This window comes from Providencia sp. UF-224 (assembly GCF_058245955.1).
Genome location: NZ_JBSICC010000002.1, coordinates 16,181 through 41,034, shown reverse-complemented (window position 1 = coordinate 41,034; position 24,854 = coordinate 16,181). Strand labels below are relative to the sequence as shown.

The window sequence follows — 24,854 nt, the reverse complement described above, 5'->3', positions numbered from 1 at the left end:
GAATTTATCGGCTAACAATAATGCGAAAATTAATAACTGCTGCTTGATTTTTTAACGTCGTAACCCAGCGTGTTTAATAAATTTGCTAATAAGCTTGATGCACCAAAACGGAAGTGGCGGCTATCAGCCCAATTGTCACCTAAAATTCGGCCTGCTAATGCTAAGTAATCAGCAGCTTCTTCAGCAGTACGTACACCACCGGCAGGTTTGAAACCAACGGTTTTTGCAACACCCATATCACTGATGACTTGCATCATGATTTCTGCGCTTTCTAATGTTGCATTAACAGGAACTTTACCTGTTGAGGTTTTGATAAAATCAGCACCCGCTTTAATTGAAATTTCAGACGCTTTACGAATCAACGCTGCATCTTTTAATTCGCCGGTTTCAATGATCACTTTCAGTAATACATTGGCAGCAGCACACGCGTCTTTACACGCTTTCACTAAATCAAAACCGATTTGTTCATTACCTGCGAGCAGCGCACGGTATGGGAATACCACGTCAACTTCATCCGCACCATAAGCGATAGCCGCTTTGGTTTCTGCTAATGCGATGTCAATATCATCATTACCGTGTGGGAAGTTGGTTACGGTCGCGATGCGAACGTCAGGCGTGCCTTGCTCACGCAGTGTTTTGCGCGCAATTGGAATGAAACGAGGGTAGATACAAATTGCCGCTGTGTTACCCGCAGGGCTTTTGGCTTGATGGCATAATGCGATCACTTTTGCATCAGTGTCGTCATCATTTAATGTGGTTAAATCCATCAGGGTCAGCGCGCGTTGTGCGGCTGCTTTTAAATCAGTCATATAACTCTCCAACGTTATTAATTCTTCAGAACGACACGTTCTTTGTTGGCGAGCGGGCTTGGTTCCTTAAAGATGCCAGCCGGATGCGTCCGAGCTGAGCAGCTGAGTTCCTTCTCACCGCACGATGCCCTAGAGTCACTTGACTCTGAGAACTAGCAGTTCCATTAGCAGCTTACTAGTGTCTATTTGACCATGGAACAGCGTCATTTTATGTGCTACAAATCACATTAATCGACTGAATGTTACATTATTAAATATAATTATGTGAATCAGATCTCATTATACCTGATCTGCATGTTAATTTATTCACTCAAATCGCTTTTCTTACCATAGACAATCATTAATTGACTAAGTTAAGAATAGTTGAAATTTTGCCGTTGAATATAAAAGATAGCAAATGAATATAACCGATAAAAATAAAAGCGAAAGAGCAACGCCCTTCCGCTTCTATTGTGAACAGGTTTGATAAACCCGCCTAAAATTCTACATCATGCTTTTATGCTAACGCAGTGGCACCCAAGGTCAAGAAGAAACCAGCAATAGTCGCGCTCATTAAATTAGATAATGTCCCCGCCATGACAGCTTTCATACCAAGGCGTGCAACATCGCCACGACGATTTGGTGCCATGCCGCCTAAGCCACCAAGCAAAATGGCCACGGATGATAAGTTCGCGAAGCCACACAATGCGAATGAAATAATCGCTTTAGTATGGTCAGACAGCACTTGCTTACCAGCCGCAATCACCTCAGCATCCGCCTTCATGTATTCACCGAAATTCATAAATGCAACGAATTCATTCACAACTAATTTCTGACCAATGAACGAGCCCGCAATAGTCGCCTCACTCCATGGCACGCCAATTAAGTAAGCAATCGGTGCAAACAACCAACCTAATAACAGTTCAAGAGACAACTGAGGGTAATCAAACCAACCACCGATACCGCCTAAAATACCGTTGATTAATGCAATCAATGCAATGAAAGCTAGTAACATAGCACCAACATTCAGAGCTAATTGCATACCCGATGAAGCACCTGCTGCTGCGGCATCAATAATATTTGCAGGGCGCTCATCTTCGGCAACTAAATCAGTTGCGTTTACTCTGTCACGTACATCTTCTGTTTCAGGTACCATCAATTTTGCGAATAACAGACCACCCGGTGCCGCCATAAATGATGCAGCAATCAAGTATTCCATTGGCACACCCATTTGTGCGTAACCCGCTAAGACAGAACCCGCCACTGACGCTAAGCCACCACACATAATCGCGAACAATTCAGAGGTGGTCATGGTTGCGATGTAAGGACGAACAACTAAAGGCGCTTCGGTTTGCCCAACGAAAATGTTCGCAGTCGCAGACAAGGACTCTGTTCTTGAGGTGCCAAGCACTTTCTGTAAACCGCCGCCTAATACTTTAATCACCAACTGCATGATACCTAAGTAATAAAGTACAGCAATCAACGATGAAAAGAACACAATGATAGGCAGAACACGGAAAGCGAAAATAAAGCCGCCACCACCAAATAATTCAAACATTTTGTCGGACACTAAGCCGCCAAAAATAAAGCTCATGCCATCGTGGCCATAACCGATGATTTTAGAGACGCCATCAGACATCCCTTGCAGTACGCTGCGCCCAGCAGGTACATATAAAACTAATGCGCCAATCGCTAGCTGTAAAATAAAAGCACCACCCACAGTGCGAAGTCTTATCGCTCGGCGATTGCTCGAAAATAGGACAGCTATCGCGATGAGTACCGCCATTCCTATAATACTCATAATGAGTTGCATGGAAGGATCCCTGTTCACTTGATTCTAGGTTGATATATAAGGAAACGTGTAAGTCACCTTGTCTCTTTGTGGGATAATTATACCTAGTCATCATCAATAACCCGCAATGTTCATCACAAATACGAGGTGCAAGAAACACTGAAAATTCAAATAATGTGATAAAAATCACAAAATCAAGTCAGTTTTATCTGGAAAGACGCTAAAGGTGTCATATGTCATGGTAAAAGCTGAATGGATTAAATCAGATGGGAAACAGATTTATATAAGCATTACTTATCGTTTAAACTGTTTTTACTTTGTCAGATTAAATAACGACAGGCTATTATTGTAAAGTTGTTGGGCGATTTCTTCTGGAGATTCGTGGCGAAGCTCACAAAACGAACGAAAAATCCATTCAATACGCTCGGGTCGATTGGGCTCCCCCTGAAAGCCAGAAACAGGCATATCTGGCGCATCGGTTTCAAACACTAATGAGGTAAGTGGCAATTGCGACATCACATGGCGCGTTTTATTCGCCCGCTCATACGTTATCGTCCCTCCCACACCAATATAATAACCTAGTTTAACAAAGGCTTGTGCTTGAGATAGGCTCCCTGCGAAACCATGTACCACTCCGCGAGCAGGCACATCAATACGACGCAGTATCGCGGCTAGTGGGTCATGGGTTTTACGTGAATGCAAGATCACGGGTAAATCGAACTGTTTAGCCAGTTTGAGTTGCGCTATTAACAATTGCTGTTGGCGCTCAAATTGGGGATTGTGCATGTATAAATCGAGGCCAATTTCCCCCACCGCGACACACTTTTTATTTTTTTGCGCAAGATAGTCCACTAATACATCAAAGTGTGCGTCTTGATACTGACTGATATACAGGGGATGAAACCCCATCGCGGCATGCAATTGCGGGTATTGCTGCGCCAATTGCCACACGCGAGCAAAGTTATCTAAACTCACCGTTGGGATAACAATTTGTTCTACACCACTTTGTTTTGCAAGATGCAGGCTTTCAGTGAAATCGTCACTAAAAGGCGGAAAATCAAAATGGCAATGTGTATCAATAAATTGGGGTTTATCCATTACGATTTTCATTCACTGGCAATATGATTGAAGGCGCCTCGGCAAGCTCTGGTACAAGTTCTTCAGGCATTAATGCATTTTGCTCTGAAGGCTCAATGTCAATCTCAAGAGGATTGCGTTCTATCTTACGCGCCAAAGTTTGGCTGAAACTATTTTGGTTCTGACTAAACCCTGCACCAAGAGCAGCAATAAAGTAGCGCCCACAGCGCCGCCCTGTGTGATAGTCTTCATTTAACGAAGAGACTTTACTGCCTAGCGCACTGCTTTTTAGCGGAACAGGTGGATAAATTTCGAAAACCTGCACATCTTTAGGCGGGTTTTCAATAAATTCTTGTGTCTTGCGGTAGCTTTTCAGGTGTACTTTCAGCATCGCTGCCATACGTTGTAACCCGTTATTATCCCCTTCCAACCAGCGTGTCATTCTTTTTACCCATTCAGGGGTGAAATACATCTGGGAAGGTACGGTGCGGATCACGACAATAGTATCAGCCCCGCGTCGGTAGGCTTCTTCAACCGGAATTGCCGCGCTAATACCGCCATCATGGTATCGCGTACCATCAAACTCAACCCCTTCGCGGTAAAAACCAGGGATTGCACTGGATGCGCGAATAATATCCAACCAAGTATCTGCATCAGGTTGTAAAAATTCAGCAGAAAAATCATCGCTGCGGCTAGCACCCATATAAAATTCACGGCCTGAATCCAACAAATCCAGCCCCGCTTCCATTCGTAAAGGAAATTCTTTTGCCGTGGTTTCTATCAGCCAGTCTAGGTCAATGAGGTGACCACCCCGGATAAAACGCAGTGGATTAAAAAACGCAGAATTGGTGGTATAGCGGGTGATCACACGGCGTGCATAACCTGCTTGCCCACAAATATAAGCAGATAAATTTTGCGCTCCTGCGGAGGTGCCAATCATTAAATCAAACGGATTAAAGTCAGAAATTAGAAACTCGTCTAGTACACCCGCTGTAAAAATCCCTCGCTGCCCGCCACCTTCACAAATCAGTGCGGTTTTCCCCGAGTTGATGTTATCTAAAAATGCGAGCGGCTCAATGGTGCCTAAAGTGACTGAAACGTGTTTTCCCATAATACCCCTGAATAACTTGAACGCTTTAATTGACTCAAAAACAGAATGAGCTTCCCTTTGAAAGCTCATCCTAGCGACATTGTACAATAAACGTTCAACAATTTGGGCTATTGAGACATTTATTTACAGATTAGTTCGCAAGCACCAATCCATTTTGCACTGATTTCACGCCATTAACGCGGGAAGCAACTTGCGTAATTTTATCGATTTGATCCGCAGATTTCACGAAACCAGAAAGGTAGACCACACCGTTAACGGTTTTTACCGATACGCTATTACTAGAAATTCCCTTGGTACCGAGTAGCTTACCTTTTACATCCGCAGTAATTGCTGAATCATCAATGTATTCGCCTGTGTTTTTAGCGCCGCTAGAAATCGCATTACCTGTATCTTTACCTGCCATTTCAACGGTTTTTGCCGCACTGTCCCACGTTTCAGAGGCTTGTTTTTTCAGCGCGCCGTCTGATGATGAGCTGCATGCAGTGAGTGCAAAGCTCAGTCCAATAGCAGTTAAACTACTTAATAGTATTGCCTTTTTCATAAGAACCTTCCTTTCACTGTGGTAGACGAGTCAACGTTACTAGCCTAAGTAAAAAAACGGAAAAAATAAAGAGCCCCAAAGGCAAAGACAGAATATTCTTGATGAAATAGCTTTAAAGACAGGGAAAGGCTCTTAAAAAGAGCATTAAGAAGAGACAACCCGCTACCTCATAATGAAATAGCGGGTTAAAAACAAGATTAGTGTTCGCGCGTTTTACGGAACCGAACGTCTGGGTAACGTTCGCTGGTCAAATTGAGATTCACCATCGTTGGGGCGATATACGATAAGTTATCACCACCATCAAGGGCTAAGTTTTGCTCATTTTTGCGCTTAAACTCTTCGAATTTCTTCGCATCATCGCACTCAACCCAACGTGCCGTAGAAACGTTAACCGCCTCGTAAATGGCTTCAACGTTGTATTCGCTCTTCAGACGCGAAACCACCACATCAAACTGTAGCACCCCCACCGCACCCACGATTAAATCGTTGTTAGTCAATGGACGGAACACCTGCACCGCACCTTCTTCAGATAACTGAACCAGCCCTTTTAGTAGCTGTTTTTGCTTCAGTGGGTCACGTAAACGAATACGACGGAACAGTTCTGGTGCAAAGTTCGGAATACCGGTAAATTTCAGTTCTTCACCTTGTGTGAACGTATCACCAATTTGGATGGTTCCATGGTTGTGCAGACCAATGATGTCCCCTGCGTAGGCGTTTTCAACCTGAGAACGATCCCCCGCCATAAAGGTTAATGCATCGGAAATCACCACGTCTTTTTTGATACGAACTTGACGTAACTTCATGCCTTTTTCGTAGGTACCTGACACAATTCTCATGAACGCAACACGGTCACGGTGTTTCGGGTCCATATTGGCTTGAATTTTAAAGACAAAGCCAGTGAATTTTTCTTCGGTGGCTTCAACTTCACGCACGTCAGTTTTGCGAGCTTGCGGCGCTGGCGCCCACTCCACTAAACCATCTAGCATGTGGTCAACACCAAAGTTACCTAATGCAGTACCGAAGAAAACAGGCGTCAGCTCGCCTTCTAAGAACGCATCATGGTCAAATTCATGTGAAGCACCTTGAACCAGTTCTAATTCATCACGTAATTGAGCCGCCAGTTCATCACCCACTGCCGCATCCAAGTCAGGATTATTTAACCCTTTGATAATGCGGACTTCTTGGATTGTATGACCTTGACCTGTTTGATAAAGGATAGTTTCGTCACGCAGTAAATGATAAACACCTTTGAATAACTTACCGCAACCAATAGGCCAAGTGATTGGGCAACAAGCGATTTTCAGCTCATTTTCCACTTCATCCAGCAGCTCCATTGGGTCACGAATATCACGGTCAAGTTTATTCATGAAAGTTAAGATTGGCGTATCGCGCAGACGGGTAACTTCCATCAATTTACGGGTACGATCCTCAACCCCTTTACCGGAGTCGATGACCATCAAACAGCAGTCAACCGCGGTTAACGTACGATATGTATCTTCCGAGAAGTCTTCGTGCCCCGGGGTATCGAGTAAGTTAACTAAGCAATCATTGTACGGAAACTGCATCACAGACGTGGTGATCGAAATACCACGTTGTTTTTCCATTTCCATCCAGTCGGATTTTGCATGTTGATTTGAGCCACGGCCTTTTACTGTACCTGCACGTTGAATAGCGTGCCCGAACAGCAATACTTTTTCTGTAATCGTGGTTTTACCCGCATCGGGGTGAGAGATGATAGCAAACGTTCTACGCGTGCTAACTTCCTGTAGAAAATTCTGATCTGTCATTTAACCGTTCTTTTCGTCTGAATACAGATTTATAGCGGCACGCGCCTTGGCTCAATGTGGCACTTTGCGGTGCAAATCCGTGTTGTTAAACATAATTGGAGGATATTTTCGCAGATCTTGGGGGTATTAACAATCAAAGCATCGAGGTACAGTGAAAACAATACCCCGACGCAACGTAGAAATGGCTTAAATAACCAACATATTATGCCAAAATCAATTGAGTGATTTCATCGCCTAATGCCTGAGTACTCGCATTTCCGCCCATATCACGCGTCAAATGGCGACGCTCTTTAATCGCCGTTTCCACCGCAGCCATAATGCTGTCGTGCATTTCAGGGCAACCTAAGTGTTGCATCATCATCGCTGCCGCCCAAATCGTACCAATTGGGTTGGCAATATTTTGCCCTGCAATATCTGGGGCTGAGCCATGCACAGGCTCAAACATGGATGGAAACTCTTTTTCTGGGTTGATATTGGCAGATGGTGCAATCGCAATGGTTCCCGTACAAGCTGGGCCTAAATCAGACAAAATATCACCAAATAAATTTGACCCCACAATCACATCGTAAAATTCAGGCATGCGCACTAAATTTGCTGCAAAAATATCAATGTGGAATTGATCAACTTTAATCTCTGGGTAGGACTTCGCCATTTGCGCTACACGGCTATCCCAATACGGCATGGAGTGGAATAATCCGTTAGATTTAGTGGCAGAGCTTAGGTGTTTTTTCTCACGAGTTTGCGCTAATTCAAACGCATATTTTAAAATACGGTCTGTGCCTTTACGGGTAAAAATGCTTTGTTGCAGCACCATTTCATCTTCCGTGCCTTCATATTGAATCCCGCCAATGGCGGAATATTCCCCTTCCACGTTTTCACGCACCACATAAAAATCAATATCCCCCGGTTTTTTATCTGCTAGTGGGCATTTAATCCCTTCAAATAAACGAACTGGGCGCAGGTTAACATATTGGTTAAATGCCCGGCGGATAGGCAATAGTAAGCCCCATAACGAAATATGGTCAGGTACACCGGGGAAGCCTACCGCACCAAGAAAAATTGCATCAAACTTTTTCAATTGTTCTAAGCCATCTTCTGGCATCATGCGCCCAGTGCGGTGATAGGTTTCACATGACCAATCGAAATGTGTAAAATTGAGTTTTACATTGTGTTTACTCGCAGCGGCTTCTAAAACTTTTAACCCTTCTGGGATCACTTCCGTACCAATACCATCCCCCGGAATAACCGCTATATTGAATTGTGACATGGTGAAAACCTCTGATAAATGAATTAGGTGTGTTTTTCTCCAGTTTAGGGATTGCTGTGATAAAGTATAGGCATGAACTGTAATCCTTAGGTTTACAAACTATGAACAAGCTCCCTGCGTTAGAGGACATTCGCGTTTTTGTCACCGTCGCCCGCTTAATGAGTTTCTCTCAAGCGGCAGCGCAGCTATTGGTTTCACCAGCATATATTTCTAAGCGGATCAAGCTGTTGGAAGAAAACCTAGGGCAAACACTTTTTTTTCGAAGTGCTCGTTCGATTAAACTCACCCATGAAGGGCAAATTATTCTGCGCAGTAGCGAGTTGATGTTAGCTGAACTTGAGCACATGCAAGAAGCGCTCAACGCGTGTCGTGAAGAAATCCGTGGTTCACTGCGGATCAGTTGCAGCACAGGGTTTGGCAGCACCTATATCAATCCGTTTATTCTATCACTCCGAGCTCAATACCCGTTATTGGCTATCGACCTCACATTGACGGATAAATCCGTCGATATTATCAATGAAAACATTGATGTGGATATCTGTATCGGCGGAACTATCTCGGATCAGTTTATTGCCAAACGGATTGCAGAAAACCAGCGTATACTCTGCGCTGCGCCCAGTTACTTAGAAAAAAATGGCTCCCCGAAATACCCGCAAGAACTTGAGCAAAAACATTTTTGTATTGCTATTAAAGAGCGCAACCAAGCCCCCGCAGTGTGGAAACTAGCGCAAAACCAAGAGAATATGACCGTTACTCCGAACAGTAAACTCACGGTGAATAATGGTGAAGTCGCAAAACAGTGGTGTTTAAGCGGGGAGGGCATTTTATTGCGCTCATTATGGAGCGTCTTACCCGAATTAGAATCGGGACAGCTCGTGCGCGTCCTCCCAGAATGGTACCAAACCGCCGATGTTTATGCCGTTTATTCGAGAAGTATTCGAACAAGTGCTAACCTTAGAGTTTTCATTGAAAACCTCGAACAGTACCTTACAACCCATTTGCAAAATGGATTTATGGCAAAACCTTCAGTAAAGGTAGATAGCAATTGATGACAGAAACAGAGACATTCAAAGAACGTTTATTAACGCTGCTCAAACAAAAGAAAATGAGCCAACTTAAGGCCGCACAAGCCCTTGGTGTCTCCCGAACCGCCGTCAATAAATGGACAAAAGGCGGTATGATTGACGAAGACAACCTTGATAAGCTCGCTACATTACTGGATGTCGATAAAATTTGGTTAAAATACGGCGAATACACCAATAACCAAATCACCGTCACCAATGCAGGTGTCATGCGCAACATCAACGAAGTGCATCTGCAAGAGTCTGCCGATATCGTGACGTGGGAATGGGATTTACTCACTGGCGAATTAAACTACTCAGATAACGTCGAAGCCGTTTATGGCATTAAAATCACGACCAACGAAGATTTCTGGACATTAATGGCGCCTGAATCCAAAGAAAAATTGGTGAATGGTTACTCAAAGATCATTCGCGAAGGCGGTGCCCATGAGATGGATTTTAAAATTAACTGGGAAGGCGAATACCGTTGGATCACCTCCCGCGCAACTGGCGTTAAAGGCCCTAATGGCAAAGTGACTAAATTGGTTGGGATTAGCCTTGATAATACCGAGCGTAAAAATAATGAATTAAGTCTGCGAAAAACCAAATGCTACTTTGATGTTTTACTCGCCCACTTCAACCATTTAGTTGTTTTCACCGATAAAGCGGGAGAAATTCTCGCCAGTAATTTACACAGCCAATCCACTGAAATTGACTACCTCGAACTGCAACGTTTATTGTACCAACTTGTCATTAACCACAAAACTTGGCTAGAAGACGTGTGCCAAGCAGGCCGCGGGCAAATTGTTTTTCAAGATAAGCAAATCACTGCATATCAACATTTTAATGATGAAAACCAACCGTTTTTGATGTTTGAACTCAAGCAAGCTTAATGATTTACCCCACATATTGCAGTGGGGTGAGCAGTTTATAAATCAAGCACTAACCGTTTGCTTTTCGCCCGGGAAACACACAGCATCATGGTTTTTTGTTCCGCTTTTTCATCATCATCTAAGTAATGGTCACGGTGATCTGCCTCACCTTCAAGGATCGCCGTTTCACAGGTTCCACAAACCCCATTGCGGCACAAACATTCCACATTAATGCGCTTATCGGCCTCAATCACCTGTAAAATAGACATATCTTTGCCAACGTCTAAACTAAAGCCTGAACGCTGAAAGTAAACTTCGAAAGAATCCCCTTCACTGGCGACCTCGCCAAAGTTTTCAAAATGGACGTGTGATTCTCCAAGATGTTGATTCCCTTTTTCAATCACCTCATTAATTAATGATTGCGGGCCGCACACATACACATGGCTTGATGGGTGCTGAGACTGAATCAACGCCTCGACAAGCATCCTCTGACCTTGGCTACCATCATAAAGGTGCAAACGAGAGCCGATACGTTCTTGTAAGTGTTCGATAAACGCAGCGGTTTTTGCATCGCGAAAGCAATAATGCAACTCGAAGTCCATGCCGCCTTGCTCTAATTCATACAAGTAAGACAAAAACGGTGTGATGCCTATCCCCCCCGCAATTAGCAAGTGCTTACACTGGCTATCTTGTTCAAGGGAAAAGAAATTCTGAGCAGGTGAAAGATGGATACAATCCCCCACAGACAGCTGCTCATGCATAAATGCCGATCCACCTTTCGAGTTTTCATCACGCAAAACTGAAATGCAGTAACTGCCACTGTGTTTTGGGTCGCTAATCAGAGAATAAGCACGCTGTAACCCCGTTTGCTCCCCCATATGCACAGTAACATGACTGCCTGCACTAAAAGGCAAGAAACTGCCCTCTTGGGCGACAAACTCAAACATTTTAATCGTTGAGCTAACCTGTTCGATTCGGCTGACATTCACTGCAATTTTTTCTTGGCTCATCACCGTTTCCCTCTTTTTAGCCAATATCTAAGCACAGGTATTTGATACTTAAGTAATCTTCGATGCCATATCGAGACCCTTCTTTTCCTAGCCCCGATTGCTTAACCCCACCGAATGGCGCCACTTCATTAGAAATCAACCCTGTGTTGATCCCCACCATGCCACTTTGCAGTTTTTCAGCAACACGATAGACACGGTTCACATCACGGGAGAAAAAGTAAGCCGCTAGCCCATAAATGGTATTGTTTGCTCGCGTAATAACTTCATTTTCATCCGTAAAGCGGATCAGCGTTGCAATCGGACCAAAGATTTCTTCATGTACGATATCCATTGAATCATCAACATCCACCAGCACTTTTGGATTGAAAAAATGACCTTGCTCTTTGATTTCATTACCCAAAACCAGCTGCTTTGCACCCTTTGCCAATGCGTCTTGCAATAGTGCATTCATGCCATCAATAGCTCGAGTGGTAATCATTGGCCCAATATCTGTACCAGCATCCACCCCATTCCCAACGTTCAATTTAGCGACTTCTGCAACAAACTTGGTCTTAAATTCGTCGAAAATGGCATCATGAAGGTAGAAACGGTTGACGCAAACACAGGTTTGCCCACCATTACGGAATTTCGCTTGAACTGCACTGGTCACCGCTTTATCAATATCAGCATCATCGAAGACAATAAACGGCGCATTTCCGCCAAGCTCTAGTGACGTTTTCTTGATGGTTGAGGCACATTGTTCCGATAACACTCGGCCGACTTGTGTTGAGCCCGTAAATGAAAACTTACTGATAAGCTCATGTTTTGTCAGCCTTTCACCTAAAATTCGAGAATCCCCAGTGATGACGTTAAATATCCCTGCTGGAATACCGGCTTCATCCGCCAGCTGCGCTAATGCGAGAGCAGTAAAAGGTGTTTCTGTCGCGGGTTTAATAATAATGCTGCACCCTGCCGCCAAAGCAGGAGCCGCCTTGCGCGTGATCATCGCCGCTGGGAAATTCCACGGGGTGATAGCGCTACAGACACCTATCGGCTGTTTTATCGTTGAAATACGGTTACTGCCAACAGTTTGCGGAATGGTTTCCCCATACACGCGCTTACCTTCCTCCGCAAACCATTCAATAAAAGAAGCCGCATAGCGGATTTCTCCTTTGGCTTCATGCAGCGGCTTGCCTTGTTCAAGGGTCATGATAAGGCCGAGATCGTCGACATTGGCCTCGATCAGCTCAAACCAACGGCGCAAAATGATTGAACGAGCCTTCGCGGTCAGTTGTTTCCAACCTTCCATTGCACGGTGAGCCTGCTCAATTGCCTCATCCACTTGTGCTGCCGTTAGGCTGGGAATATTTCCCAGCACAGATTGGTCAGCAGGGTTAGTCACAGGAATTTTTTTATCTGAATCAACCCATTGCCCGTTGATATAACAAGACTGGCGAAAAAGCGTCAGGTGAGTGACTGTCTGCATGTGTGACGGCTCCTTTGGTGATTATTTAAAAATTATTCAGTGTGTGCGCCAGCAACAATTTTGTGGAAGTGCGCCACACCGTGCTCGCTGATCCCACTACGTTGCCTATCCGCCATAATACGGCCTTGGCCACGGTAGCCACGGGATCTCAGCCCTTTTTGAACACTTTCAACTAAGCGTAAATCTTCTGGGCGGAACACAGTGCGATACCATTCCACTAAGTTTTTCTGATATTCAGTCAGCTCTTCATTGAGGAAATAAATATCATAGTGCTGCAAAGTCTCCCCTGCGTTCACTGGGAATTCATAAATAACGGTCATGAAATCCCCACCCGGCGGCATGTTGAACATGGTGCTTGGCCAAATCCAAAAACCAAAGAAGCGCGGGTCTAAAACTGACTCATCAAACTGATAAGAAGACTCAGACGGTTTGGCTTTACCAATTTGCACCGTCCAATTATCCAGAAGTTGGTGCTCGTAAACATTCACATCCACAGAACTGGCGAAGCTAACGTGGTTTGTTGGGCAGTGATAACATTCAATATAGTTATCAACGATTGTTTTCCAGTTGGCTGGCGTATGGCTAACAAAACGCGCCGCCAGTTTTAAATCGCCGATCACTGCACAAGCTTCTTGCATTTTTTCCGCAAGACCCGGTAATTGTTCTTCAATTGGCTGCGGCTCACCCACTGTCATATTCACATAAATAAATCCAGCATGTTCAATCACATGGAAGCTGCTCAGTGACATCGCATCAGACTCAAAATTATTCACGTTTTCACAGTTTGTCGCATGGGCTAGTTGGCCATCGAGCTTGAACGCCCACGCATGGTAAGGGCAGGTAATCACATTTTTAACTTTACCACTGTCACCGCTAATTAATTGGTGTCCGCGGTGAGGGCATACGTTATAAAAGCCCCGTAGAACATCGTCACGGCCACGCACAATGACTAAGCTTTCGCCAATTAATTCACGGGTGATATAGGCATTTTTTTCTTTAACCTCACTAATATGTGCAACGCAAACCCATGAGTTAGCAAAGATTTTTTCTTTTTCATATTCAAAAACATCATTAGACGTGTAATAACGTGCAGGAATTGTCCATGCGTTATCAATATCAAGGTGATCATTAATCGAAATGACTTTTGCTGCATTGCTCATAATTGCCCTCACTTATGTAAACTTATAGTTAACATCTTTTTTGTGGATGTTAACGAAGATCGCATAAATGATCAAACAAAATATTGTGTAAAATTCAAACAAAAACAATTAATCATTTTAAATCAAAAGATTAAATTAAAAATAATTAATTTTAATGTTAATCTTTGGTTAATTACTTGTTGACTACACAATCTTTGCATGGCTATTCTCTGTAAACCTAAAGTAACCATTATTAGCTGTACCCTTAAAAAACAAACAGGCATTCCCTGCAAGCCAACTCTCATAAAAGACAAAAAATAAGTGAGCAACTGGAGAAGAGGTATGATGAATCATAAGAAATCTGTATTCTACGTGTCGTTAGCCATTAGTTTGGCTATCATCAGTGTGGGCGCGTTTATTCCAGACAAACTGGAAGCATTTTCACATTCTGCTCTTAGCTTTATCTATAACAACCTAGGCTGGTTCATTCTGGGCTCTGTTTTTATCTTTTTTAGTTTCTGTATGTTCCTTGGTTTTTCTAAATTCGGTCATATCCGTCTTGGTGATGACAGCGATCGACCGGAATACAGCACGGTGACATGGATTGCCATGTTATTCAGTGCGTCTATCGGTATTAGCTTGATGTTCTGGGGTGTTGCTGAGCCAGTCTCTTACTATATCAGCCCACCGATTGGCCAAGGCTCAACAGAGCAATCCGCAAAAGCGGCTATGCAATATGTCTACCTTCATTGGGGTGTATCGGCATGGGCGTGCTATGCGTTAGTCGGCGTTGCTCTCGGTTATTTTCAATTTAGAAAAAAACTACCATCTTCACTCAGTTCAGTGTTTTACCCACTAATTGGCGACAGGATCTACGGGACGATTGGTAAATTGATCAACGTATTAGTGATCTTATCCGTTGTTATCGGGATCGCCACCTCATTAGGCTTTGGTACACTTCAAGTTAACAGTGGAATGAATTACTTATGGGGACTGCCCATTAGTATTTATGTTCAGATTGGCATTATTGTGCTGGTTACGGTTGTGTACATCACATCAACCATTTCAGGGTTACAAGGGGCGATTAAACATCTATCCAATCTTAATATCATCCTCGCATTAGCATTGATGGCATTTATCTTTATCTCTGGCCCAACGCAAACCATTTTGAAAGTGTTATTCCAAGGTATTGGCGATTACGTGCAAAACTTTGTCAGTATGTCATTTCGTACCGAGCCTTATAACGATGGCACTTGGATTGCTAACTGGACACTGTTTTACTTCGGCTGGTGGATTGCTTGGGCACCATTAGTAGGGAGTTTTGTTGCGCGTATTTCAAAAGGCCGAACCATTAAAGAATTTATGATTGGTGCAGTATTTATTCCAGTATTAAGTGCATTTGCATGGTTTGCCGTGATGGGCGGTTCTGCTATTCACTTAATTCAAAATTTAGGGCAAACCGCACTCGCTGACGCAGTAAAAACCGATGTAACATCAGCGCTATTTAAATTCTTAGATTATTTTCCTGCATCCACTTTCATCAGTGTGCTTGCTATTGCATTGGTGTTGATCTTCTTTATTACTTCTGCAAACTCTGCGGTGTTTGTATTGGGAATGGTCAGTGAAAATGGTAACCCGAACCCGTCTCACATCACCAAAACCATTTGGGGTGTTGTGATTGCTGCGATTGCTGCTGTGCTCATCATGACGGGAGGGTTATCCGGTTTACAATCGGCGTTAGTTGCCATGGCAGTCCCTCTTTCCATGATGATGCTAGTCATGTGTTATTCCACCTATAAAGGGCTAAATGAAGAAGTGAATGCACAGGCCGCAGCCAAAAAACAGATAAAAGAACCTCTTTCTATTACTAATGAATCAGTATTACCAGAACCAGAGAAGTAATTAGTAAGTGAATTAATAATGTCTCAATAACAAAAACCCCAGAACATTTGCCATGTGCTGGGGTTTTTTACTCGCTTTCAGGCGCAATTATTCGGAGCCAAACAGTGTGAGCGCTAAAACTAATGCGTCTTCTCGACCTTTCTTAGCAGGGTAATAGTCTTTTCGTACAGTGACCTCATGAAACCCGAGCTTTTCATACAAATACAATGCAGAGGAGTTTGATTCTCGAACTTCTAGCCAAAGCGTCATAATACCTTTATTAATTAGCTCACTAATCAACTGTTCTAACAATAAACGCCCATATCCCCTGCCTTGAAAATCAGGGTGAATAGCGATATTAAATAAGGTTGCTTCATCAAGAACACATTGTGTTATTGCATAACCAACAATCTGATTATTAACAGAAATTTTTAGGTTATGATACTTTTCCCCTTGATTCCCATAAAAAACCCGCTCAGTCCATGGAAAATCATGGCTTAGCTTCTCAATTAAGAAGGCTGTAGCAAGGTCAGATTGCTTTAGTGTTGAAATTTTCATCATATTGATAAATTTGTTTCCATAGTGCCTGTTTGGCGCTGATACTCGTCATAAGTTCAGACAAAACAGGTGAAAAGTACGTCATTTTTGAACCTTCTGGATGGACTTCTCCCCCCAGAACCCAACAAGGAATTGTTATTGGCGTTGGGATTAAATTTAGCTGCTCAGAATTTATGCAAACGACGTCATCCTGCGCAATTTGCATTGAGAGGAAAATATCTTTTAACAGCTGGCTATTTAAATCAAGGTTCTCATCAGTAATAATAATAAGCTTAGTCGACGCTGGGATCCTGACACCACGTTCACCACGTAACACAGCCGGATTTCTCACCATCCATTGAGTGATCCCCATTTGTTCTAAAAGCCTGTCACGTCGTGTCATTTGTTTTTCCAGTCGCAATTTTACAACCCCATCTTATCAAAGGGGATTAATAGCGCCAACAGAGCAATGCGATTTCTCGCATTTCTGGTATGGTGTTAGCAGTTTTTATCATTTTAGGAGATTGACAGAATATGTCATTACTGACACCGGCCAGTGAAGTTATCCAGCGCCATCTTGAGCATTTTACGGATCGTCATGTCATTTTGGCTGGTGACATTCAGGATGAATTGGCTGCCACTCTCGAAGCCGCAAGCGTTCGCGTCGTAACCAATCAATACCACCGTTGGAAAAACCTACAGCCATTAATGGGCGAAATGGTTTTATTTTCAACCACAACACCCGCTGAATTTATCCAACCTTGCGATACGTTGATTTACTTCTGGCAAAAAAATAAACAAGAAGCGTGCTTCCAACTGGACGACCTGTGCACTCATCTTGCTGCGGGTAGCCAAATTTTTGTTGTCGGTGAAAACCGCAGTGGCGTCAAAAGTGCAGAATCCATCATGGAAGGCATCGCGACCTTGCAAAAAATCGACTCAGCCCGCCGTTGTGGTTTGTATTATGGTGAATTAGAACAACCAACGACCTTTGATATTGCACGTTGGTGGCGTCACTATGATCTTGATACTGTTAGAGTTAACGCACTTCCTGGCGTGTTTAGCCATAATGAGCTGGATATTGGCAGTGATTTACTGCTTTCGACATTAACAGAACCAATGAAGGGCGATGTTCTCGACCTCGCTTGCGGTAATGGCGTTCTTGCAACTGTTATTGGAACGCAAAACCCGGATGTTAAGCTAACATTAAGCGATGTTAGTGCTTCTGCATTAGATTCCGCAGCATCCACACTTGAGGCCAACAAGCTCACGGGTACAGTGGTTGCAAGTGATGCTTACTCCGATATTCACGACAAATTCGATTGGATTATCTCTAACCCACCTTTCCATGATGGGCTAAATACCAGTTACAATGCCGTTGAAAACATGATTTACCAAGCACCTAAGTTCCTGAAAAAAGGCGGCCGCTTACGTATTGTTGCCAATGCGTTCTTGCCTTACCCTGACTTATTAGATAAAGCCTTTGGCAGCCATGAAGTGCTGGCAAAAACGGGTAAATTCAAGGTTTACCAAGCCACAAAACGCTAATGATAAGCTGTATTTTCGTACAATTTAACGGTCAGCCTAATGTGCTGGCCGTTTTTTAATCAAACAAAAAATTGATGATTAAAAAAATATTGACGTCCGCTAAAATTAGCCTAAAATCCGCTGCGTATTATCGTTGTAAGAAAAGTTAGATTTGGCATTGCGAGGGTGGCGGAATTGGTAGACGCGCTAGCTTCAGGTGTTAGTGTCCTATGGACGTGGGGGTTCAAGTCCCCCCTTTCGCACCACTAACTTTCAAATAAAACACGGTAATTCAGCATTGACGAAACAGTATTGCGAGGGTGGCGGAATTGGTAGACGCGCTAGCTTCAGGTGTTAGTGTCCTTCGGACGTGGGGGTTCAAGTCCCCCCTTTCGCACCACTGGTCAGTGAATGTTATTCCTCTAGCAACCTTGCACATATCCTTCTTAAACGTCCTCTGGTTACATTCAACTCAATGAGTGCTTTCGCTCATCAAGCTACCTTTGCAACACAAAAGCCATCAGAAAGCACAGCAATGAAACCACTGCTGGAATAATTAACAAGCGGCGAGAACCTCGATTAAATAACATCCCCGCTGTCGCGATCATCATGGTGATCATCACCACTTTTAGGTTATCAAACCCCATATTGCTGAGGACATAAGCAATGCTCAGCAATACCACGGCAAAAACTCCCCATAGACCTGCGCCTATACGCCGTAAACCTGCGGTTTTTGATATGCTAGTTGGCATCGTGACCTCAACAATCTTAAATGATAATGATTATCAATCATATCTAATTTTTAGTGAATTTCAATCGTTTTTATTCAGAAACTACTTTAAATTAACATGCTTTTTACAAAATAGGTAACTTAAGAAAACCAATAAACAAAATGAATATCTTCAGGTTCAAGGGCAAACAGTTCAGGGTCAGGCGTTTCAATCAAGCCACATCCCATATATTGGTAAAAGTGCACCGTGTTTTCAGAGGGTGTTGCAGAGATATACAGGCCTTTTGCCCCTTTTTGCGTTGCAATGCCCACACATTGTTGGAATAACATCCCTGCAAGCCCCTTGCCTCGATCTGCATGGCTCACGTGCAAAAAGGACAGTTGCAGTAAATTCTTTTGCTCCCCTCGCCAAATATTATCCACGCTCGCAGCCGCAATGATTTTTCCTTCTTCAAAAACGCCCAGAAAAATCGCCCCTTGGTCATAACTGTCTAATAAATGAGGGGTATAGGCCTCTGGTTCGCCTTCTGGCCAACCTTTCATATCAAAACGCTGCCTCGAAAGCACCAGTTTGCCTTCTTGATGTAAATAAAGGTGTTCAATTAATTCAGTGCGATCAATTGACCAAACAGACGGAATTTCATCTCGTTGTAGCTTGCGGGTTTCTCTCATGACCTTGTTCTCATTATCTGCACCAATATAAGTGCGCTTTATTGTTATCAGGTGAATTTGTGCCCCACGATAACGGATAAAAAAACAAGTTCAACAATTTCAGTAAGTCGTTAAGGCAAGGTTGAAATAAAGGCGAGAAATTAAATAGAAATGGAGACGCAAAAATAAAAATTCCCCACAACATCCGTATTGTGGAGAATTTACACTACAGGGTTGGTTTATTGCTTCAATCCCATTGCATCACGCATGGTAAAGAACAAATCGGTTTGGTCAGTCAGACCCATCACGTTCGCAGCATGTGGACCATAAGCCGCTACACGTAGCTGAGCACCTGTATGCTCTTGTGAATCATCTTCTTCAGAGTTACCGTAATTCACCACCATCACAGAACCGTCTTTGGTAATCAACGCTTGGGTCAAACCCGTTGATTTCGTACCTTCAGGAATGATTTGACTTGAATGTGAATGGTCAGCCGTGACGATAACTAAGGTATCACCATGTTTTTTCGCGAAATCTAAGCCTACTTGTACCGCTTGGTCAAGGGCAACTGTTTCACCAATTTGGCCACATGGGTTGGCTTTGTGATCCTGTTTATCGATAGACGCACTTTCAACCTGTAAGAAGAAACCATTTGGGTTAACTTCTAATAGATCGATGGCCTTTTGTGTCATTTGGGCTAACGTTGGCGCGTTTGGATCTAATTTCGGATTTGGTTTACACTCCAGTGGCGCATTGTTGATGTTGCCATAATGCACGGCTTTCGGGCCTTCCCACGCGACGGTCATGTTGCCATCGTGGAATAATCCAAGCACAGGTTTGTCTTGGTTCGCCACTTTCACATCGTTCAGCGACTGTGCATCACGTACGATGGTGTAACCACGTTCAACAGCTTGTTGTTCAAGCGTTTTACCTTTGTAGTCACCCGCTTTCGCTTCTTGTTTGAAGCTCTTCGCACCACCGCCTAATGTAACATCTGCGCGGGTCACCAGTAACTGTTCAGAAATTGAACCACGACCGCCATTTTCAAGGGCATTGGTTCCACATTTTTCTGAGGTTTCCTCTGGGCCGTAACATTTACGTGCAGTCACGTGGGAGAATTGTGCCGCTGGCGTTGCATCTTGAATTTCAGAGGTCGTCACGTTACCTGTCGCTTTACCGTTACGTTTAGCAATTTCAATTAAGGTTTCGTGGTCTTTACCGAACACATCAATCCCTAACGCGCCGTTATAGGTTTTCACACCAGAAGACCATGCCGTTGCGGATGCCGCTGAATCTGTGACGTAATCAGGTTTTTGCGTCTTTTTATCTAACGCATAATGCGTATATTGGCCTGTAATTGGCAATGCATCGATACCTTTAAAGAAGCCAGAAGCCCCTTCAGCGTAGTTACGTGCAACGGTGATTTCAGAATCGCCCATCCCATCACCAATAAATAAAATCACGTTTTTCGCTTTGCCATTATGCAGTGCGGCTTTCATGATATCCGTTTGCTCGGTCGCTAAGCGGCGTGCACCACCAAATTTAGTGATATCACCTTGCGCTGCGCGGTTTTCTGAAACCGCATCATTTTTATCCACCGCATAAGCCGGAAGGGTGCTACCTAACATTAATGTGCTGACTGTGACAGCTAAAAGGGATTTCATAAAATTACCAGTCATAACTGTTTTCCTTGCCAATCAATAATGAAAAAAGAGGAAGTATGCTTCAAATAATGACAGGCATGCTAAAGTAGCTAGATGACAGTTGAATGACGCTTTTGTGGCGAAATGAAGACGATTGTCATAAATGTGAAAAAAGCAGCGCATTATCCGCTGCTTTTCTATTGAAATTAATGCGCGATTACCACTGAGAAGTGAGCTGTTTAGAGCCTTCATATAATGTTTCACACCAAGAAACATAATCGTGCCCACTGGGTAATTCGATGGCATCAACGAAATAGCCTTTATGTTTCAATACTTCCAGTAACTGATAATGGTTTTGAATGATCCCGCCCCAACTTCCCCGTTGCTCAAATAACCCTGCTTCAAGGAAAAAACGAATAGGCTGCGGTGGCATTGTTTCTATTTCACTGATTAACCATTCAGGGTCTTGCCCTTTGGGTGCCCACCAATAAGACCCAGACATACTCAGAACATTGCCAAATATTTCAGGGTGTTGTAACGCATTCCATGTCGCCCCTAGTCCACCAAAACTTGAGCCTGCAATAATGGTATGTTCCGCTTTGGCACCAATGCCTTTTTTCGCCAATTGTGGCATTAATTCCTCCGCCAGCAATTGCGGGAAAAGCGCATTAGGGGGCAGCTCCTCACCCCGCTTATCAGCGCTAATGCTATCGACAAATACGATATTCATTGGCGGCAAATCCCCCTTATTCATCCAGCTATCAAAGAATTTCGCCATTTGGTAGGTATGAAGGTAAATTTGCCCATCTAAAAGCACCAATAAAGCAGGTTGTTTCATCGGCACATTTGGGCGGTACACGGTAATTTGCCGCTCGTTATTTAATATTTTGCTAGATAAGGTAAAGGTCTCTAACTGCCCTTTAATTTGATTTTTTTCAATGGCAGGAAATTGGCACTGACGAATATTGGGAGTCAATGATAGCAAGGAAAAACGGTTATATTTATCCGTTGAGGCAGAAGGAATACTTTGCGGATTATAAGGGTCAGCCTGTGCGGTGACTAAAATGGCTTTACGCTGGGCAAACCCGCCTTCTGGCACCGTTGGGATATCAGGGGCAATTTTATATTGGGTTAAAGTATCGGCTGGAATGATAAAAGAACGATACCAAATATCGGTTCCTTCTATTTGTGCCATCCTTTCATGGTTGCCTGAAGGTGCCCCAAGAATATACGCATTGGATTTTGCACCGCGCCATAAAAATGTGACCCGTTTTTGCCGACCGATGAGGTCTTCAATCAGCGGCGTTCCTTGTGCGGCAACCGCCTGCCAAAACGCCTTGGTATCGCCATGTTGATAATGTGCATCGAGCAGGCTTTGCAGCTTAGGGCTTATAGGCTCGTTATCTTTTTTAATCGCTAAAGGCAGATAATCGCTCACATTAAACTGGAGCTGCCATGGCCGCCCCGGAGAGCCTTGTAAATCAAGGTAATACACCCCATTTTTTGGAACGATATAATCCGCTGAATGGGGTTCTTTGTCAGAACCATATGGCTGTAAGACACGGACAGGCTGCTTGTCAGCATTCAACAAAACAACTTGAGAGACCCCCTCACCGCGCTGCTTAATAAAATCTTGCTGCGAAGCCTCAAAATAAACGCAGCTATGGCCTTCGCTATCATGTACGCCTTCTACAGAAGAAAGCTCACCTAAACGAATGCAGTCCGATTGCGAGGCCATCGCTGCACAAGAGAACAGGATACAACCTAAAAGCGGCAAAGATTTCACATCTAATTCCAAGGAGTCAACTGATAATAATTATTACTATCAAAAAACCTTTTTAAACTCAATGGGTCGCGGTATGTTTTTCCATCAGTTGGTTAATCAACTGAAGAGTACTGAGTAACCGGTGCCGTTGTTTTTGGGATATTTTCAAATAACGCCTTGTGGCTGGAACGCGGCTGACCAGTTCCGATGCAGTAAAAGGTTCAATTTCACAACGCCAGTGACCCTGATTAAAGGTTATTTGGCATGAATTAAAATCTAATTCTTCCAGTGTTTCTCTAATAATTGGGTAGGCATTGAGCCAATCAATCACTTTTTGCCCATCAGGTTGCTTCGACACAAAATGAATGTGTTTTTTCCTCACGCTCCCGCGTGTTTTCACAACAATTTTTGCATGTAAATTTTCATCACAAAAACCTGACACTGCAAAACGACTGTATACAATAAACGCGAGAAATAATTTCCTAACGCGCTCAGTGACGTCGATAGTCAACGAGGGTTGCGGTTGGATAAGAAGCACTCCCGGTGCACCCCATTCACAAGGATAAGGCGCCATGTCCCGCTCAATGCGATTTAGCGTTAATCCAGCTTGGTAACCTGTTGGTAACCGTTTTTTCGTTAAGCCACCTAGACGCTGTAATAGCGAAGGTTTAGGCGAGGTGACGTAATGGCTCAAGTTGTACCTCCTCATGCTCTTCATCTCTAAATGAATTAGACAGAACAACTTCAACATCAACGGGTTTGAACGGATTGACCCTCTGGACAAACACCGTCCAAATTAGTGCGTAACCTGATGTTAAACCTAACATTATGGCAAACGGAATATACACATCCGACTTATTCATACCCGGCGGGGTGATATACACTATCGCTAAAATAATCCCCACACTGGAAATAATTTGCGGAATTGGGAAGAACGGTGAACGGTAAGCGCGGTGTAAATCAGGGCGACGAATACGTAATAACACCACGGAAATAGTGACTAATAAATAGGCCGTACCCCAAGAACACACCGCTGCGAGTACTAATGGAATAATACGGTCAAGGTCGCCTTGGATAGCAAATGCATGCAAGCATGGGATCATCACGGCCACTAGAATGCCGAATACGGGTGTTTTAAAACGTGGATGCAAATATGTGAAGATGCGCGGCAATGCCCCATCCAGTGCCATGCCATATAAAATACGCGGTACAGCGGCCATCAGTGTATTAATGGTTGCCCCACCTGCTAATAACAGCGCAACACCAATCCAGTATTTACCAAATTCGCCCATGACACGCTCAGCAAACGCAGGGATTGCCATCGGTGTTTCCAGTAAACGCGTACCCGTTTGTGGGTCAACGACGACGTTTTCAACTTGGTTGGCTAACGCAGCCCCAAACAGCACCATGCATAAGGCTACGCAGAATAAACCGGTTGTCATGGCACGGGGGATCACTTTGGCCGAGTTTTTAATTTCTGGCGCCATTGGCGTCACCAATTCACAGCCCACAAACATAAACATCGCCATACCGACAAAGCTTAAAACCAGTGTCGGATCGGAGATATTTAGCTCCGCACCAAACCACCCTTCCATCGGTACATTAAACGGTAGCATTAAACCCGTAATACTAAAGATCACTAATGTAGACCACATGGCGAAAGTCAGCACCACTTCAACCTTACCAAACGCTTCAATACCGAAAGCATTTAAGATACCGAAAGTGACAACTAAGCCCACGCCAACCATCCACGATGAATTACTGGTTTCCAATACGGTATTCAGGTGCTCAAAGTTTACTAGCGCCATAATCCCCGACAGAATGGTTTCTGCGGTTCCCGCAAAAACGTGCACAATCAAATAGGCGGACAGCGCGCCTGTAATAGCCCAAAAGCGCCCCATTCCACAAGAAATATAGTCATACACTGAGCCAGAGGTGGGTAGGATCGCCGCGGCCTCAGAAAAGGTAGTCAGCTGCGCCTGCATCATAATAAAGCTCAGCAGCACCGCTAACGCAAAGGTATCGCCACCAATACCAAATCCACTGGTGACCGTTAAAATAACAGGGCTCGCCATAATTAAGCCCGCAGAACTCGCCAGCGTCGTTGGGAAACCAACTTTCCCCTTTTCGAGGTGTGACGACAATTTTGAGGATAGATTCATTTTGTTTCCCTCTTGCTCTCAATGCAGTCAAAAATGTGAATTTTTTGT

Annotated in this window: 22 protein-coding genes and 2 tRNA genes; 6 read left to right on the top strand and 18 right to left on the bottom strand. The window is 43.8% G+C overall.

The window, feature by feature from the left end; genetic code table 11:
* Positions 1 to 29: 29 nt before the first annotated feature.
* The 7 genes from deoC to AC4IFO_RS02450 all read right to left on the bottom strand — a co-directional run bounded on the left by deoC (position 30) and on the right by AC4IFO_RS02450 (position 8,363).
* Entirely contained in the window at positions 30 to 809 is a 780-nt protein-coding gene (gene deoC, locus AC4IFO_RS02480) for a deoxyribose-phosphate aldolase (RefSeq protein ID WP_490731581.1), read from the bottom strand.
* 496 nt (positions 810 to 1,305) lie between these two features.
* The gene (locus AC4IFO_RS02475) at positions 1,306 to 2,589 is read right to left on the bottom strand and encodes a NupC/NupG family nucleoside CNT transporter (RefSeq protein WP_490732044.1); all 1,284 of its coding nucleotides are present in this window, start codon (positions 2,587 to 2,589) and stop codon (positions 1,306 to 1,308) included.
* 303 nt (positions 2,590 to 2,892) lie between these two features.
* Positions 2,893 to 3,678, bottom strand: coding sequence for a TatD family hydrolase (locus AC4IFO_RS02470; protein ID WP_490731579.1), 786 nt, complete (start codon positions 3,676 to 3,678; stop codon positions 2,893 to 2,895).
* Positions 3,671 to 4,768, bottom strand: coding sequence for a patatin-like phospholipase family protein (locus AC4IFO_RS02465; protein ID WP_490731577.1), 1,098 nt, complete (start codon positions 4,766 to 4,768; stop codon positions 3,671 to 3,673). The genes AC4IFO_RS02470 and AC4IFO_RS02465 overlap by 8 nt, the downstream gene beginning before the upstream one ends.
* A 130-nt stretch (positions 4,769 to 4,898) precedes the next feature.
* Positions 4,899 to 5,309: a BON domain-containing protein gene (locus tag AC4IFO_RS02460; RefSeq protein WP_490731575.1), complete on the bottom strand. Its 411-nt coding sequence runs from the start codon at positions 5,307 to 5,309 to the stop codon at positions 4,899 to 4,901.
* A gap of 197 nt (positions 5,310 to 5,506) precedes the next feature.
* A complete protein-coding gene (gene prfC / locus AC4IFO_RS02455) occupies positions 5,507 to 7,096 on the bottom strand; it encodes a peptide chain release factor 3 (protein ID WP_490731573.1) in 1,590 nt (529 codons plus the stop codon).
* 202 nt (positions 7,097 to 7,298) lie between these two features.
* Positions 7,299 to 8,363 carry a tartrate dehydrogenase gene (locus tag AC4IFO_RS02450; RefSeq protein ID WP_490731571.1) on the bottom strand — a complete coding sequence of 355 codons (1,065 nt, stop codon included), beginning with the start codon at positions 8,361 to 8,363 and terminating at the stop codon, positions 7,299 to 7,301.
* A gap of 101 nt (positions 8,364 to 8,464) precedes the next feature.
* Between AC4IFO_RS02450 and AC4IFO_RS02445 the strand changes: the two genes are divergently transcribed.
* Positions 8,465 to 9,412 (top strand): LysR substrate-binding domain-containing protein, encoded by a 948-nt coding sequence (locus AC4IFO_RS02445; RefSeq protein ID WP_490731569.1) that lies wholly within the window; start codon positions 8,465 to 8,467, stop codon positions 9,410 to 9,412.
* A complete protein-coding gene (locus tag AC4IFO_RS02440; RefSeq protein WP_490731567.1) occupies positions 9,412 to 10,317 on the top strand; it encodes a helix-turn-helix domain-containing protein in 906 nt (301 codons plus the stop codon). Before AC4IFO_RS02445 ends, AC4IFO_RS02440 begins: the two co-directional genes overlap by 1 nt.
* Positions 10,318 to 10,352: 35 nt before the next feature.
* On the opposite strand, the gene AC4IFO_RS02435 is transcribed toward AC4IFO_RS02440, so the two are convergent.
* The 3 genes from AC4IFO_RS02435 to AC4IFO_RS02425 are packed head-to-tail and all read right to left on the bottom strand — an operon-like array spanning position 10,353 to position 13,931.
* Complete coding sequence (locus tag AC4IFO_RS02435) at positions 10,353 to 11,306, bottom strand: PDR/VanB family oxidoreductase (RefSeq protein WP_490731565.1); 954 nt, start codon at positions 11,304 to 11,306, stop codon at positions 10,353 to 10,355.
* A gap of 16 nt (positions 11,307 to 11,322) precedes the next feature.
* Positions 11,323 to 12,771, bottom strand: a complete 1,449-nt coding sequence (locus AC4IFO_RS02430) for an NAD-dependent succinate-semialdehyde dehydrogenase (protein WP_490731563.1) — start codon at positions 12,769 to 12,771, stop codon at positions 11,323 to 11,325.
* A 32-nt stretch (positions 12,772 to 12,803) separates the two neighbouring features.
* Positions 12,804 to 13,931, bottom strand: coding sequence for an aromatic ring-hydroxylating oxygenase subunit alpha (locus tag AC4IFO_RS02425; protein ID WP_490731561.1), 1,128 nt, complete (start codon positions 13,929 to 13,931; stop codon positions 12,804 to 12,806).
* A 321-nt stretch (positions 13,932 to 14,252) separates the two neighbouring features.
* Between AC4IFO_RS02425 and AC4IFO_RS02420 the strand changes: the two genes are divergently transcribed.
* Positions 14,253 to 15,812 (top strand): BCCT family transporter, encoded by a 1,560-nt coding sequence (locus AC4IFO_RS02420; RefSeq protein WP_490731559.1) that lies wholly within the window; start codon positions 14,253 to 14,255, stop codon positions 15,810 to 15,812.
* 87 nt (positions 15,813 to 15,899) lie between these two features.
* Here the strand turns inward: AC4IFO_RS02420 and rimI are convergent, their stop codons facing one another.
* Entirely contained in the window at positions 15,900 to 16,352 is a 453-nt protein-coding gene (gene rimI, locus AC4IFO_RS02415; RefSeq protein WP_490731557.1) for a ribosomal protein S18-alanine N-acetyltransferase, read from the bottom strand.
* Entirely contained in the window at positions 16,321 to 16,731 is a 411-nt protein-coding gene (locus AC4IFO_RS02410) for a DNA polymerase III subunit psi (protein ID WP_219245631.1), read from the bottom strand. Before AC4IFO_RS02410 ends, rimI begins: the two co-directional genes overlap by 32 nt.
* 131 nt (positions 16,732 to 16,862) lie before the next feature.
* On the opposite strand from AC4IFO_RS02410, the gene rsmC reads away from it, so the two are divergent.
* From rsmC to AC4IFO_RS02395, 3 genes are all read left to right on the top strand, one after another.
* Positions 16,863 to 17,876 (top strand): 16S rRNA (guanine(1207)-N(2))-methyltransferase RsmC, encoded by a 1,014-nt coding sequence (gene rsmC, locus AC4IFO_RS02405; RefSeq protein WP_490731554.1) that lies wholly within the window; start codon positions 16,863 to 16,865, stop codon positions 17,874 to 17,876.
* A gap of 159 nt (positions 17,877 to 18,035) precedes the next feature.
* Positions 18,036 to 18,121 (top strand) — tRNA-Leu (locus tag AC4IFO_RS02400).
* 48 nt (positions 18,122 to 18,169) lie between these two features.
* Positions 18,170 to 18,255: transfer RNA gene (locus AC4IFO_RS02395), tRNA-Leu, on the top strand.
* 97 nt (positions 18,256 to 18,352) lie between these two features.
* Here AC4IFO_RS02395 and AC4IFO_RS02390 read toward each other — a convergent pair.
* The 6 genes from AC4IFO_RS02390 to AC4IFO_RS02365 form a co-directional block, all read right to left on the bottom strand.
* The gene (locus AC4IFO_RS02390) at positions 18,353 to 18,607 is read right to left on the bottom strand and encodes a DUF1435 family protein (RefSeq protein WP_353244289.1); all 255 of its coding nucleotides are present in this window, start codon (positions 18,605 to 18,607) and stop codon (positions 18,353 to 18,355) included.
* A gap of 119 nt (positions 18,608 to 18,726) precedes the next feature.
* Positions 18,727 to 19,257 carry a GNAT family N-acetyltransferase gene (locus AC4IFO_RS02385; protein WP_490731551.1) on the bottom strand — a complete coding sequence of 177 codons (531 nt, stop codon included), beginning with the start codon at positions 19,255 to 19,257 and terminating at the stop codon, positions 18,727 to 18,729.
* A 218-nt stretch (positions 19,258 to 19,475) separates the two neighbouring features.
* The gene (phoA, locus tag AC4IFO_RS02380) at positions 19,476 to 20,915 is read right to left on the bottom strand and encodes an alkaline phosphatase (protein WP_490731549.1); all 1,440 of its coding nucleotides are present in this window, start codon (positions 20,913 to 20,915) and stop codon (positions 19,476 to 19,478) included.
* A 181-nt stretch (positions 20,916 to 21,096) separates the two neighbouring features.
* Positions 21,097 to 22,665, bottom strand: coding sequence for an alpha/beta hydrolase-fold protein (locus tag AC4IFO_RS02375; protein ID WP_490731547.1), 1,569 nt, complete (start codon positions 22,663 to 22,665; stop codon positions 21,097 to 21,099).
* 58 nt (positions 22,666 to 22,723) lie between these two features.
* A complete protein-coding gene (locus tag AC4IFO_RS02370; RefSeq protein ID WP_490731545.1) occupies positions 22,724 to 23,338 on the bottom strand; it encodes a DUF3156 family protein in 615 nt (204 codons plus the stop codon).
* The gene (locus AC4IFO_RS02365; protein ID WP_490731543.1) at positions 23,313 to 24,806 is read right to left on the bottom strand and encodes an APC family permease; all 1,494 of its coding nucleotides are present in this window, start codon (positions 24,804 to 24,806) and stop codon (positions 23,313 to 23,315) included. Before AC4IFO_RS02365 ends, AC4IFO_RS02370 begins: the two co-directional genes overlap by 26 nt.
* Positions 24,807 to 24,854 lie beyond the last annotated feature (48 nt).